A 13,339-nucleotide genomic window follows, 5' to 3' on the forward strand; every position below is an offset into this window, starting at 1 on the left:
AGTTATGAAAAACAGAATTTTAGTTTCGGAAGCTAAAAATGAATCATTAAATTCTTATCAAGATGCTATCAAGGTTACTGGTCAGCAGTTTATTAACGAAAAAATGATACTGCCACAATATGTTGATGCTTGTATCGATAGAGAGAAAGAATATCCTACTGGGCTCGAGTTAAAAAATGGTATGGGTATAGCTATTCCACATGGAAATCAAAAATTTGTTAAAGAAAGCGGTATTAGTTTTTTACGACTTAAACAGCCCGTAAATTTTGGGTTGATGTCGGATGCAACAAAACAGGTTTCATGTAAATTTGTTTTTAACTTAGCCTTGTTTGAGGGTGAGCAACAATTAAATATGTTAAGACAGCTGATGGGACTTTTTAGGGATGAAAAGTTTATAGATTTTATTAGCAAAAGTGATCTTAACTCCATTCAGAAGTTTCTGACACAAAAACTGGTTTTTTAAATAAGAGTGGTGCAAAACATAGTGAATAATACGATAAAAGATGTAATAATTAAAGAAAGTAAAGAATTAGAACACATAAGTAATACTCTTGACTATCAAAAAGTTACCGAACTTTGTGACCTATTGGTTAAATGTAAAGGCAACATTTTTATAACAGGGTGTGGTACTTCTGCTATGGCAGCCAAGAAGGCCGTTCATACTTTGAATGTGATTAATCAAAAGGCTTTTTATCTTAATCCATCTGATGCTGTTCACGGTGAATTAGGTGCTGTAAGTGCTAACGACATAGTAATTTTTATTTCTAAGGGCGGAAACACCAAAGAATTAACGTCGTTTATTAAAAACATTAAAGATAAGCAAGCTTACATGGTCGCAGTTACGGAGAATGAATCATCAGTAATAGCAAGTAATTCCAATCTAATTGTTAAGGTGAAAGTTGAATCTGAAGCTGATCAATTTAATATGTTAGCAACATCAAGTACTTTAGCAGTTATTTCATTATTTGATGGAATTGCTGTAGCTTTGATAAACAAAGAAAAATTCAATAAAAAAGAGTTTTTAGGTAACCATCCGTCAGGAGCAGTTGGTGAAAGACTTAAAGAAGAAAATATGAAATAGCTAAATAGATTTTAAATAAAAAACGCTTAATTTCTCAATATCTTGTCGAAGGGATAAAAAGACCATTTCCATTAAGGAAATGGCTTTTTTATATATTTTTTAATGTTTGAATTTGTTTTTTAAAATCGCCTTTAAAAATGTAAGAACCTGAAACTGCAATATCAAGTCCTGCTTTTTTAAGTTCATTAATATTTTGGTTGCTAATGCTGCCATCGGCTTCAATTCGATAATGATAATGATTAATTTGTCTCAGATTATCCAGTTCTTTAACTTTGTTAATAGTATTAGGGATAAATTTGGCACCACTTGTTCCAGGATCAACTGACATGACCATAACTTGATCAACGAAATCGAGAACAGGAGTTATGGCATTGACAGGGGTACCAGGATTAATAATAACTTCGCTTTTTTTGCCTGCATGTTTAATTAATGATAGAGCACGATGAATATGCTGTGTTGATTCTACATGTATGCCAATTACTTTCGTAGTTTTACAACAATAGTGGTTAATTAATTTCTCTGGGTTATTTACCATCATATGAATATCAAGTGGGACTGAAGAGTAATCGCTTATTTCCTTAACCAGATTTTCGCCAAAATCAATTTCAGAAACAAAAGTACCATCCATTACATCAATATGAAAATAATCAGCTCCTCCTTTTTCTAATAAAGTTAATGTTTTTGCTAGATTGATTTTAGGACCACTATGTAAAGATACGGCTACTTTGACCATTTTATTTCCTCCTTAATATAACTTATAACCAGTGTGCCCTTTTATTGCAAAATAATTTTTGCCCCGTAAGAGTGAAAGCTATGCTCTTTTTATTTTCACCTTGAGGTGCAAAATTGCTTTTTCCTTTATTAAATAAAGCGCTTAATATTGTGACATAAAGAAAGGCGGATGAAGGAATGTTCTTCGATAAAAGAATAATCAAGCTAGATGTTGATGCACGAGATAGCACAGAAATAATTACCAAAATGGCTAAAGCACTGAAAGAAAGGGATGTAATTAAAGATAGTTATTTGGAACATGTTTTAAAACGGGAAACCGACTTTCCAACTGGGTTAGAACTTGAAGAGGGATTTGGAGTAGCAATCCCTCACACGGATTCGGCATATGTCAATACTTCACAGATAGCTCTAGCAACTTTAAAAAAACCCGTTCAATTTAAAAGCATGGTGAATAAATCTGTCAATGTCAAAGTTAACATTGTTTTTATGATTGCAATGAGCAAGCCGCATGAACAGGCGCAGTTATTAAGCAATTTAATGACTTTCTGCCAAAATAAAACGGCTATTAAAGAGTTGATGTCAGCATCTGAAATTGATCAAGCAGATCAAATATTGAAGAAATACGGATTGAATTAAAGGAGTGGTAAAAAATGTTTGTACAGGCCATACATTGGTTCTTAAACTTAGGCTCAACAGTTGGTATACCAATTATTATCATTATTTTGGGTCTCATTGTCGGTTTAAAACCATCTAAAGCACTGATTTCTGGCTTGACCTTAAGTGCTGGTTTTATTGGAATGAACATGGTAGTTAACATGATGGCTACTAACTTGCAACCTGCAATTAAATTGATGGTTGCAAGATATCATTTGTCGTTAAGTATTATGGATGTTGGTTGTGGAGTCGGAGGTCCACTTGCCTTTTCAAGTTCTTTAGGTGTTTTGGCAATTCCACTAACTATTTTAATAAATCTGGTTTTAGTGTGGATTGGTTTAACGAGAACACTAAATGTTGATATTTGGAATTTATGGCAACCAACATTTATTGGTTTGCTGGTATGGGCAGTTTCAGGTAATTATGTATACGGCATAATTGCTTTAGCTGGTGGCTTTCTACTGGAATTGTTTTTAGCAGACTTGATGCAGCCAATTACGGAAAAGTTTTTCAATTTGCCTGGTATTGCTGTAACCCATACAATGGCTCTTTCAGCCACAATTTTAGCTGTACCGTTAAACTGGTTATTTGATAAAATTCCAGGATTTAGCAAATTAGATGCAAGTCCAGAAAAAATTCAAAAACGGTTTGGCGTTTTAGGTGATCCATTAGTTATTGGCTTTATTGTAGGAGTTGGTATCGGACTACTAGCTGGCTTTGATGTTTCAGGTATTTTGCAACTTGGAGTTGAAATGGGCGCAACTTTGAAGATCATGCCAAAAATGATTTCAATGTTCATGGAAAGTTTAACCCCAATTTCTTCAGCAACCCAAGAGTTTACTAAAAAGCATTTACACGGTAAAAAAGTAAACATTGGTATGGATGCTGCTTTAACTGTTGGTCATCCAGCTGTGATCGCTATTAGTGTTTTAATGATTCCAATCTCACTGTTCTTAGCCACAATTTTACCTGGTAATAAAGTTTTGCCTCTAGGAGATTTAACACTTTATGTTTATGTATTTACTCTATTAGTTGGTGCTTTTAAAGGCAATATTATCAGAAGTTTGATAGGAGCAGTCATCTATTCGGTACCAATGCTGTATTTGTCTACTTGGCTTTCTCCATTAGTAATGAAGAGTTTCAAGTTGGCCAATTACAGTATTAATACGAAAGGTGCGTTTTCGTTCGAACTGTCTGGATTATGGACAAATTCAATTTTCGTTTGGATGACGCAAAACTTCGGTGTTATTGGTTTGGGTGTTTTGATAGTTGTTTTACTTGGCCTTCTATACTACTTAAATGTAATTAAGAAATTTAATGCTGGTCCAAGTGCAGAGAAAGGTGAATAATCATGAAAAAAATGTTAATTATGTGTGGTGCTGGACATGCTACTTCAACCATTGTCCACGCAAAAGTTAATGACTGGCTAAAAGAGAATGGCTTCGAAAATGACGTTGAAATTAAGCAATCTGCTGTTAGTCAAGAAGTTGAGAACATTCAAAATGGTAATTATGATATTGTTATTTCAACTACGATAGTTCCTGATGAAATTAAAGACAAGGTAATTAATGGCGTAGCTCTTTTGACAGGCATTGGTACAGATCAAGTATGGGACAAAGTAAAGGCAGCTATTGAATCATGAGTTTCTATTTTGATGAATTAGAGCTAGAAACAGTTCAAGGCAGACCTTCCTATCATATGATTACGGAGCAAGTAAAGGACGCTGTTAGCAAAAGTAATATTGCTAATGGCATTTGCTTAGTGCAAACAACGCATACAACATGTTCTGTCTACTTTGACGAGTATATGCATGACAAAAATTACTATGATGATGATTTCCTGCAAGTTGATCTAACTAATGTATTAGACAAGATAATTCCTCGTCAGCAGTCAGAGAATTATCCTTATCTTAGTCCTGGTCCAAAGCATATTGCTTATGGAATGAAAAAGACTGATCCTAATTATCCGGCAGTTAAATGGACGATGTTAAATACAGATGGTCATTTGAGATCAGATTTACTTGGGTCAAGCGTTACCTTGGGAGTTAAGCAGCATAAACTACTTTTAGGTTCAGTTGGTCAGATCTTTTTTGCAGATTTTGACCAAACTAGAGCAAGAAAAAGAAAAATTGAAATCACAATTCTAGGTGAAACAGATGAATAATTATTCGGCACTTTTCCAAGCTGAAGGCGAAGAAATTATTAAGCTTGGTCAAAGCATTAGTGAAGAAGATTTTACTCATTTACTAAAAATCATAGAAAAAAATACTAATAATGTTTTTCTCACTGGTTGTGGTACTTCAGCAATGGCAGCCCGCAAAGCAACCCACACATTAAATGTTGCAGGTATCTCAGCTTTTTATCTTAATCCGTCAGATGCTGTTCATGGTGGCTTAGGACAAGTGAAAAAAGGCGATACTGTCATCTTTATATCAAAAGGTGGTTCTACTAAAGAATTAACTAGTTTTGTCCAAAATGTTAAAGAAAAACAGGCAAAGATTGTCACTGTAACTGAAAATGTTGATTCGATTTTGGCAAAAAATGCAGATTTGGTTGTAAAAGTCAAAGTTGAAAAAGAACTCGATGAGTTTAATATGCTGGCTACCACCAGTACTTTGGCTGTAATTTCTCTATTTGATGTTATAGCCACAATACTAATGAAAGATGAAAATTTTACCAAAAAAGCCTTTTTATTAAATCATCCTTCTGGTAAAGTGGGACAGCGACTAGCAAAGGATGTCAGAAATGATTGACGAATTTGATCAAATTATTAGTGAACTTAGCAATATAAATTGTGATCTCACAAATAAAAAGGCTGACCAAATTTTAAGAATGTTTTTGAATGCCAAAAGTATTTTTCTTTCGGGTGAAGGCAGAAGTGGCTTAATGATAAATGCTCTTGCAAATCGGTTAACGCAGTTTGGCCTTAGAGTACATCTAGTCACTGAGATAACAGCACCGGCGATTGGCAAAGATGATTTATTAATTTTTAATTCTGCTACTGGTAAATCATCAACTCTAATTTCGCAAGAAGAAAGTGCTAAAAAAGCAAAAGCAAAAATTATAGTTTTTACAGCTAATAAAAAGGCACCGCTTAATCAAAAAAGTGATGTGACTGTATTAATTGAGGCCCAAGACAAGGATACAGCTGGCTCTTCAATTCAGCCTATGGGAAGTTTGTATGAACAATCTTCTTTACTATTGTTTGACAGCTTGGTATTAAGAGCTCTTCATACTAATTTGGTTACAGCAAGTCAATTACGTTCAGTACACTCTAATCTTGAATAGGTGAGGAGATAAATGATGGGTGGCAACAGAGATTTATTAGATTTTTTACGACAAAATAATGAATCTTGGATCACTGCGAAAACTCTTGCAATGAAACTGGCAATTTCGGAAAGAACGGTGAAAAATAGAATAGCTCAGCTACGTCAAAACAATATTGAAATTGAAAGTGGACCAAAAGGCTATAAATTTAAAGGTTCCAATGAAACTCAGGTAAAAAATAGCAGCTTACCTATAACCGTCAATCAAAGAAGCTCGTGGCTAATACGAAAATTGATTATGGCGGAAGAACCAATCAATATTTATGATTTGTCTGGTCAACTTTATATTAATGATGTGGAGCTAAGAAAAGAATTAAAAAATTTAAGCAATGAGTTTTCCAATTTTGATCTGAAATTAGTTCGTTCTGGTGATTTTTATCATGTTGAAGGAAAAGAAGAAAATAAAAGGAAAATATTGTCATCAATCATATATCATGAATTGAACGGGACGCTGCTAAATGAAAAAGCAATTCAAGAATATTTTCCTGATGTTAAAGTTCATTTAATCAGCAGAATTTTAAGTCAAAGTATTACTGAAACTAAGACAAAATTAGATTCTTTTAATTTTAGCAATTTCTTATTACACCTGGTAATTATGATTGATCGTTCTGATGAAACAATAGAAAAGCCGGATGTTAATAAAATTGATAATGTTTTAGTACATCGACTTGTAGAAGAGATTAATAATAAAACTGACTATTGCTTATCCGCATATGATGTTAAGCAACTGGTAAATATGTCGGAATTATTAATAGGGAATCATAAGATTGAAGTACCCGAAAAGTCACAAATTAATAAGTTATTTAAGAGAATCGTGTTGTTTGTGAGAAAAACCTATGACTTAGATCTCGACGAAGAATTATTTAAGAAAAGATTTTTGCCACATTTATTACGTTTAATAGATCGTTTTAAAAATAATGATACAATTCATAATCCCTTGGCAAAAAATATAAAAAACTCTTCACCTACAATATATGAATGTGCTACTTTAATAGCATATGAAATAAATAATGTGTTAGGTATTTCAGTTAGTGAAGAAGAAATTGCTTTTATTGCTTTGCATGTAGGTAATATCGTTACCGAGCAGATCAGGAATGAAAATAAAGTTATCGGTCAGTTGTTTATGCCGGAATATCATGGTAATGCTAAAGATACTGTAGACATTATTGATCAAAAATTTAATAACGATATGGCTTTACTTAATACTATTACCGATGAATCCGATATTTTAGATGAAACGCAACTGGTAATTGTAGCAGACTCAAAACAAATTATAAAAAATCATAATTTTGTGCAAATCTCTAGTTTTCTGTTACCTAATGACATTAATAAAATTCAAAAAGCAATTAAGCAGATTAAGGATGCAAATTTATCTCAAGAATTAAAACGTGGTCTGGCAAAATTTACATCTAAAAATAATTTTGTCAGAGAAAGTAGCAGTCGGAGTGCTTCAGAAATCATTCACTGTATTTCTACGCAATTTATTAAAGAAAAAATTGTTGGTCAGGATTTTGAAAAAAAGATTTTAGAAAGAGAAAAGCTTTCTAGTACAGCTTTTGGATCAGTTGCAATTCCGCACCCTATTGATTATGATGCCGAGAAGAGTCAGTGGTTTATTTATATTAACCCTAAGGGAATAAAATGGGGAAATCAGTTAGTTTATTTAATTATTACGTTGGCTTCTAGCAAGAAGGATGAGAAGAAATTCCGTAAAGTTTTTGATGAACTATCTGAGGTTATCATTAATGATAATAAAGTTTCTAAGTTAACTGCCAGTAAAACGTATGATGAATTTGTAAATGAAATTGTAAAAGTTGAATAATTAATCAGTAATATAAAAATGTATTGTTATTTCGGATAGCAGTACATTTTTTTGTTGGCAATTTTAAAAATTTACTTTCGCACTGTATAACTAAACCTTTATAATTAAGATACTACGCTTTTTAATCAATTTATTAAGTTGGGAGAACCTATGGTTACAATTACTGGTTTGCGTGGCGTACCCGTAATTTCTAAAGTTTGTGACTTGCTGGCAGCAGCTGCGGGGTTAGTAATAGGACAACGTGGTGTCAATATGCCTCCAGCCTGCATTCATGGGCTTGAATATGAAAAAGTTACGGCTTGTGGTATTGGCGATACCGTGAATTAGAATTAATCCGACTTTTCAAACTTAAAAACAAAGATTACCAATTTTTTATAAGCAAGAATAGGAGAGATAAAAAGTGAAAATTATTTGTTATGGTGTAATTAAGATGGAAGAAAGCATTATTGAAAACTGGGCACAAAAAAATCAAGTTGAAATAAAAATCGTCCACGATGACTTGTCTGCAGATAATGCTGATTTAGCACAAGGTTTTGACGGAGTGAGTTCTGAAGGAAATCTTCCAGTCGGAGCCAGTGTCTACGAAAAATTTAAGGAATATGGTATTAAGCAATTATCCGTGCGGCAGGTTGGAGTTGATAACCAAGATTTAGCAGCCGCAAAAAAGAATGGTATTAAAATTACAAATGTTGCAGCGTATTCACCAAGGGCCATTGCCGAACTCGGTGTAACTGATGCAATGTATTTACTGCGTAAAATTGGGATTTATCAAGACAGAATGGACCATGGTGATTTTACTTATGATAAAAGTACAATTAGTACTGAAATTTTTAATTGCACTGTCGGTATAATTGGCGCCGGTCATATTGGTGGAGCCAGTGCACATCTATACAGCGCATTGGGCGCTAAAGTTTTGGCTTGTGATCCGGTTTATGACGCATCTCTGGAACCTTACCTCACTTATACCGACTTTGATACGATTCTTGCTGAATCCGATATTATTTCTTTGCATACGCCATTATTAGCAAGTACTGAAAACATGATTGACAAAACTGCTTTTGATAAAATGAAGAAAAAGCCTATTTTGATTAACGTAGCTCGTGGGGGCTTGGTTGACACACAAGCTTTAATTGCGGCTCTTAAAAATGGACAAGTTTCTGCTGCAGCTTTAGATACTCTAGCCAATGAAACAGATTTTTATGATAAAAAGAATATGCTGAATTCACTGCCGGAAGATTATAAAGAACTAAAAGCAATGCCACAGGTATTAATTACTCCGCATATTGCTTTCTTCACAAAATTAGCTGTTAAAAACAGTATTGAAATTGCTTTGAACGATGCTAAAACAATTATTTCCGGAGGAGAAGTGACTAGCGTAGTTAACTTGTAAATAGATAGTGAAAATATTTTGGCGTAAATGTCGTTATAACAATAAAATAGCACAACACTTTTAAACAAAAATAGCTAAGTTTTTACTTAGCTATTTTGTGGTTTCTCTAATTATTAATTTAGTTGGAATTAGAAATTGACTTCCTTTTTCATTTTGTTTATTGATGGCATGCATCATGCTGGTAACAGCTGTTTGTGCAATTTTTCTGGTATTTTGCTGGATAGTCGTTAATTTTGGTGTAACCAGATTGGCAGCAGGCACATCGTCGAAACCTACAACTTGAATTTGTTGTGGAACTTGGTAACCAAGATTTTTAAGATATTTAAGTAATTCTATTGCAATCCCGTCATCGACCGCAAATAAACTGTCAGTTTTGTGGTTTTTTTGCAAAAATTTGGCGAATGAAGATTGACTTTGCAACTTAAGCTCATGGCGCGACTTGACGAATTTAAGAGAATGATTTTTCAAACTTTCTTTAAAACCGTCAATTCTAGATTTAACTGAGCTACTAACCTTTTTGACTACGACCACAGGAGATTCTGCTCCTTTTTGAAACAAATAATTAGTTGCATCCAGGGCGCCTTGATAGTGATTAGAGGAAATAAAAACTGTATTATGAAAATTTTCTGGTTCACGATCAATACAAATGTAGGGAATTTCTTTTAGAGAACTTTGAAATTTAAAGCCATGTTGATAAGATCCAGATATTACAATAATGCCATCAACCTTTTTGTTTTCAAGCATACGTAAGTATGCTTTTTCTTTTTTTTCATTTTTATCAGTATTACAAATAATAGTGGAATAGTTTTCGAAAAAAAGTAATTCTTCAATTTTTTGAACCAAGTCGGCAAAGAATGGATTTTTAATGTCTGGAACCAGGATTCCGATAGTGAATGTAATATTCGTACGCAAACTACGGGCATTGTTATCGATTTTATAGCCGGTTTGCTTAATAGCATCTAAAACCTTTTGCCTGGTTTTTTCAGAAAACCTGCCATTATTATTAATTACCCGTGAAACTGTTGCAGTTGAAACATTACATAATTTTGCAATGTCTTTAATTGAATATTGCTTCATTACTTACTCCTTCATTTATTGCCTAATTATATCATTAAAAGAAAAAATTAAGTTCTTTTTATAGTTAAACGATTGCTCTATTTATAGTGTATTATTTAGAAAAACGTTTACAAAATAAAATTTAAGTGCAATAATATCAGTATGTTGTATGAGTAAACGATTACTCAAGAAGGAGGAGAAAATGTCTTTAATACTAAGCCCGTCAATGATGTGCGCAGATTTTAGTAATTTAAAACAAGAAGTTGAAAAGCTGAATAACGCTGGAGTCGATATGTATCACATGGATGTAATGGATGGTAGATATGTTCCGAATTTTGCATTAGGACCAGAAGATTATCAAACAATCCGTTCCTTGACGAAAAAGCCTATGGATGCTCATTTGATGATTGAAAATCCCCGTTCTTACATTAAATTCTTTAGTGATTTGGGAGCAGACATTATTTATTTTTGTCCAGATGCTGAAAAACAACCTGCGAGGACAATTGATGATATTCACGCTATGGGTAAAAAAGCTGGAATTGCAGTAAATACGGGAACATCTTTTATGACAGTTCAGGAGCTTTTACCTAACGTAGATTATGTTTTAGTAATGACTGTTCATCCAGGATTTGCTGGACAGCCATTTCAAGATTTTGTAATGCCAAAGCTGGATCAGTTTATCGCAGCAAAAGAAAAGTATGAGTTTGTCTTAGGAATTGACGGAGCAGTTTCACGAGAAAAAATTAATCAACTGCATAGAAAAGGCGTTGATAATTTTATTCTCGGAACTTCAGCACTATTTAACAAATCAGTTTCTTATCAGGAAACAATTGCTCAAATCAGAAAGGAAAATCAGTAAAAATGGTTGCAAAGAAAATAAAAATAGCTTTTGGATCAGATCATGTCGGTTTGGAATTGAAGCCAACAATTATGGAATATGTTAAAAGTTTGGGCTATGAAGTTTATGATTTTGGGACTAAGAGTAATGAGAGAACTGATTATCCTATTTACGGGCAAAAGGTTGGTAAAGCCGTGGCTAGCGGAGACTATGATCTGGGAATTGTAATTTGTGGTACTGGTGTAGGTATTTCATTAGCAGCCAACAAAGTAAAAGGTATTCGTGCCTGCGTATGCAGTGATTGTTATTCTGCTAAACTTTCGCGAATGCACAATAACACAAATGTATTAGCATTTGGCTCCCGTGTGGTTGGTCCAGAGCTAGCCAAAATGATCGTTAAAAATTGGTTAGAAGCCAAATATATTGGTGGTCGTCATGAAAGACGGGTAGAAGAATTAGCAGCAATCGAAAGTGATGATGAACAAAAGTTTGATGAATTGGAGCACTCCAAAGAATTTGATGGCAAAGAACATTTTGAGGACCAATCATTGTAAGGGAAGGTGAGAAAAATGTCCGAAAATCTTGGCAAAAAAATCTTATCGTTAGTTGGGGGTCAGGATAATATTTCAAATATCACCCACTGTGCTACACGACTTAGGATGCGCTTAGCAAATAATGAAATAGCTCATAAAAATAAAACGAAAATTGAATCTTTAGATGGAGTCATTAGCGTTGTAGAAAAAGCTGGCCAGTTTCAAGTTGTTATTGGGCCAGCGGTACCTCAGATTTATGATCAGTTAATTGAAAACACGGATTTAACAAGTAGCGAAAATGAGCATACAGCTAAAGAAGAGAATACCAACTGGTTTCTAAAATTAATGGATGTTATTGGAGGGATTTTTACCCCATTACTACCGTTATTTGCCGGGTCTGGTGTTTTTAGAGGGTTAGTTTTACTTGCAACACAATTAAACTGGTTATCTACATCTTCTTCTACTTATCATATTTTGACAGTGGCTTCAACGGCTGTCTTTTATTTCTTACCGATAATGCTTGCAGTTACAGCTGCTGAAAAGTTTAAGTGTGATAAATTTGTGGCTGCAGCCATTATGGGTGCTTTAATAATGCCTGAGTTTATGAAACTAATGGGTAGTACAGGTAATGGTACAGTTGTCCATTTCTTTGGTATACCTTTAGTGTTAATGACTTATACTTCAACAGTTGTGCCAGCTATCTTGGCAACCTGGTGTTTATCATACTTGGAAAAATGGCTAAGAAGTTGGATACCAACTAATTTACAGTTATTATTTGTTCCACTAATATCTTTATTTGTTATGGTACCGTTAACTGCAGGAATTTTTGGACCGTTTGGCGTATACGTAGGAGAAGGGATTTCAAATGTTATTAATTGGTTAATGAACCTTAACGGTTGGGTTGCAGGAGCCCTGATAGGTGGCGTGTGGAATATTTTTGTTATATTCGGCTTACAGTGGGCAGTTAATCCAGTAATGATTAATAATATTAGCAGTTTAGGTTATGATTATATTGTGCCATTAACTTGTGCTGCCAACTTTGGTATGGCAGGAGCTACACTTGGTACTTTTGTCAGAACAAAAGACAAAAAAATGAAAGCTTATTCTATCTCAGCGCTTTTATCAATTTTCTTTGCCGGCATAACAGAACCTGCGATTTATGGTATTGGAATCCGTTATAAGAAGCCTTTAGTTGGAGCCGTTGCAGGAGGAGCAGTTGGTGGCGCGATTATAGGTGGAATGAAAGCTAAAGCATTTGCGTTTGTGTTTGGTGGTTTAACTACTTTACCAGCTTTCGTAGGTAAAACTTTTATTCCATATTGTATAGGATTACTAGCCTGCTTTATTGTAGGTTGTGTTGTTACAATGGTTTTAGGTATTGACGAGAATAGTACAGAACAAAAGACATCTAATGTGAATTCTGCTCAATCTGTCTCAAATGAAAGTATTTTGAATCCAATTTCTGGAGAAATTGAAGACTTAGCCCAAGCTCATGATCCAGCATTTGCTGATGGTTCAATGGGTGATGGCTTTGTTATTGAACCTAGTTCAGGAGATGTTTATGCACCATTTGATGGTGAAGTTACTATGCTATTTAATACTAAACATGCAATTGGCTTAACTTCAGACAATGGCGTACAAGTAATGATCCATATTGGAATTGATACAGTTAAACTAAATGGCGAATATTTTGAAAGTTTTGTCAAACAAGGAGATAAGTTTAAGAAAGGTCAAAAGCTATTGCATTTCGACTTAAATGAAATTAAAAAAGCAGGTTATGATTGCTCTACTGTTGTCATCGTTATGAATACTAAAGATTATCAAAGCGTTGAACTACTGAATGCAGGGAAAAATGATCATGGCAGTGCCACTTTGAAGGTGCAAGTGTAAATAAAAAATTCAAAATAA

16 protein-coding genes are annotated in these 13,339 nt (G+C 33.9%); 14 read left to right on the forward strand and 2 right to left on the reverse strand.

Features of this window, described 5'->3' with window-relative positions; translation table 11 throughout:
- Window positions 1–4: 4 nt before the first annotated feature.
- Both AAA926_RS08750 and AAA926_RS08755 read left to right on the forward strand, forming a co-directional pair.
- A complete protein-coding gene (locus tag AAA926_RS08750; RefSeq protein WP_198180382.1) occupies window positions 5–463 on the forward strand; it encodes a PTS sugar transporter subunit IIA in 459 nt (152 codons plus the stop codon).
- Window positions 464–484: 21 nt separating this feature from the next.
- Window positions 485–1,081 carry an SIS domain-containing protein gene (locus tag AAA926_RS08755; RefSeq protein WP_338207172.1) on the forward strand — a complete coding sequence of 199 codons (597 nt, stop codon included), beginning with the start codon at window positions 485–487 and terminating at the stop codon, window positions 1,079–1,081.
- An 88-nt stretch (window positions 1,082–1,169) separates the two neighbouring features.
- On the opposite strand, the gene rpe is transcribed toward AAA926_RS08755, so the two are convergent.
- Window positions 1,170–1,814: a ribulose-phosphate 3-epimerase gene (gene rpe / locus AAA926_RS08760; protein ID WP_198180384.1), complete on the reverse strand. Its 645-nt coding sequence runs from the start codon at window positions 1,812–1,814 to the stop codon at window positions 1,170–1,172.
- 176 nt (window positions 1,815–1,990) lie between these two features.
- Here rpe and AAA926_RS08765 point away from each other — a divergent pair, with 176 nt between their 5' ends.
- The 9 genes from AAA926_RS08765 (at window position 1,991) to AAA926_RS08805 (ending at window position 9,004) form a co-directional block, all read left to right on the forward strand.
- A complete protein-coding gene (locus AAA926_RS08765) occupies window positions 1,991–2,449 on the forward strand; it encodes a PTS sugar transporter subunit IIA (RefSeq protein ID WP_198180385.1) in 459 nt (152 codons plus the stop codon).
- Between the two features lie 14 nt (window positions 2,450–2,463).
- Window positions 2,464–3,816 (forward strand): PTS galactitol transporter subunit IIC, encoded by a 1,353-nt coding sequence (locus AAA926_RS08770; protein WP_198180387.1) that lies wholly within the window; start codon window positions 2,464–2,466, stop codon window positions 3,814–3,816.
- 2 nt (window positions 3,817–3,818) lie between these two features.
- Window positions 3,819–4,109, forward strand: a complete 291-nt coding sequence (locus AAA926_RS08775; RefSeq protein ID WP_034978874.1) for a PTS sugar transporter subunit IIB — start codon at window positions 3,819–3,821, stop codon at window positions 4,107–4,109.
- Entirely contained in the window at window positions 4,106–4,630 is a 525-nt protein-coding gene (locus tag AAA926_RS08780) for a YjbQ family protein (RefSeq protein WP_198180389.1), read from the forward strand. The genes AAA926_RS08775 and AAA926_RS08780 overlap by 4 nt, the downstream gene beginning before the upstream one ends.
- Window positions 4,623–5,219 (forward strand): KpsF/GutQ family sugar-phosphate isomerase, encoded by a 597-nt coding sequence (locus AAA926_RS08785; RefSeq protein ID WP_198180391.1) that lies wholly within the window; start codon window positions 4,623–4,625, stop codon window positions 5,217–5,219. Before AAA926_RS08780 ends, AAA926_RS08785 begins: the two co-directional genes overlap by 8 nt.
- A complete protein-coding gene (hxlB, locus tag AAA926_RS08790; RefSeq protein ID WP_338212332.1) occupies window positions 5,212–5,754 on the forward strand; it encodes a 6-phospho-3-hexuloisomerase in 543 nt (180 codons plus the stop codon). Before AAA926_RS08785 ends, hxlB begins: the two co-directional genes overlap by 8 nt.
- A gap of 12 nt (window positions 5,755–5,766) precedes the next feature.
- A complete protein-coding gene (locus AAA926_RS08795; protein ID WP_232347635.1) occupies window positions 5,767–7,614 on the forward strand; it encodes a BglG family transcription antiterminator in 1,848 nt (615 codons plus the stop codon).
- Window positions 7,615–7,764: 150 nt separating this feature from the next.
- On the forward strand, window positions 7,765–7,941 hold the full coding sequence (locus AAA926_RS08800) for a hypothetical protein (protein ID WP_198180395.1): 177 nt from the start codon (window positions 7,765–7,767) through the stop codon (window positions 7,939–7,941).
- A gap of 73 nt (window positions 7,942–8,014) precedes the next feature.
- On the forward strand, window positions 8,015–9,004 hold the full coding sequence (locus AAA926_RS08805; RefSeq protein WP_338207173.1) for a D-2-hydroxyacid dehydrogenase: 990 nt from the start codon (window positions 8,015–8,017) through the stop codon (window positions 9,002–9,004).
- A gap of 90 nt (window positions 9,005–9,094) precedes the next feature.
- Here AAA926_RS08805 and AAA926_RS08810 read toward each other — a convergent pair whose 3' ends face one another.
- A complete protein-coding gene (locus tag AAA926_RS08810; protein ID WP_198180397.1) occupies window positions 9,095–10,081 on the reverse strand; it encodes a LacI family DNA-binding transcriptional regulator in 987 nt (328 codons plus the stop codon).
- 181 nt (window positions 10,082–10,262) lie between these two features.
- On the opposite strand from AAA926_RS08810, the gene AAA926_RS08815 reads away from it, so the two are divergent.
- The 3 genes from AAA926_RS08815 to AAA926_RS08825 are packed head-to-tail and all read left to right on the forward strand — an operon-like array spanning window position 10,263 to window position 13,321.
- Window positions 10,263–10,919 (forward strand): ribulose-phosphate 3-epimerase, encoded by a 657-nt coding sequence (locus AAA926_RS08815; RefSeq protein ID WP_338207174.1) that lies wholly within the window; start codon window positions 10,263–10,265, stop codon window positions 10,917–10,919.
- 17 nt (window positions 10,920–10,936) lie between these two features.
- Window positions 10,937–11,452, forward strand: coding sequence for a ribose 5-phosphate isomerase B (rpiB, locus tag AAA926_RS08820; RefSeq protein ID WP_338207193.1), 516 nt, complete (start codon window positions 10,937–10,939; stop codon window positions 11,450–11,452).
- Between the two features lie 15 nt (window positions 11,453–11,467).
- A complete protein-coding gene (locus AAA926_RS08825; protein ID WP_338207175.1) occupies window positions 11,468–13,321 on the forward strand; it encodes a beta-glucoside-specific PTS transporter subunit IIABC in 1,854 nt (617 codons plus the stop codon).
- Window positions 13,322–13,339 lie beyond the last annotated feature (18 nt).

Source organism: Lactobacillus juensis (assembly GCF_036246285.1).
Taxonomy (GTDB): domain Bacteria; phylum Bacillota; class Bacilli; order Lactobacillales; family Lactobacillaceae; genus Lactobacillus; species Lactobacillus juensis.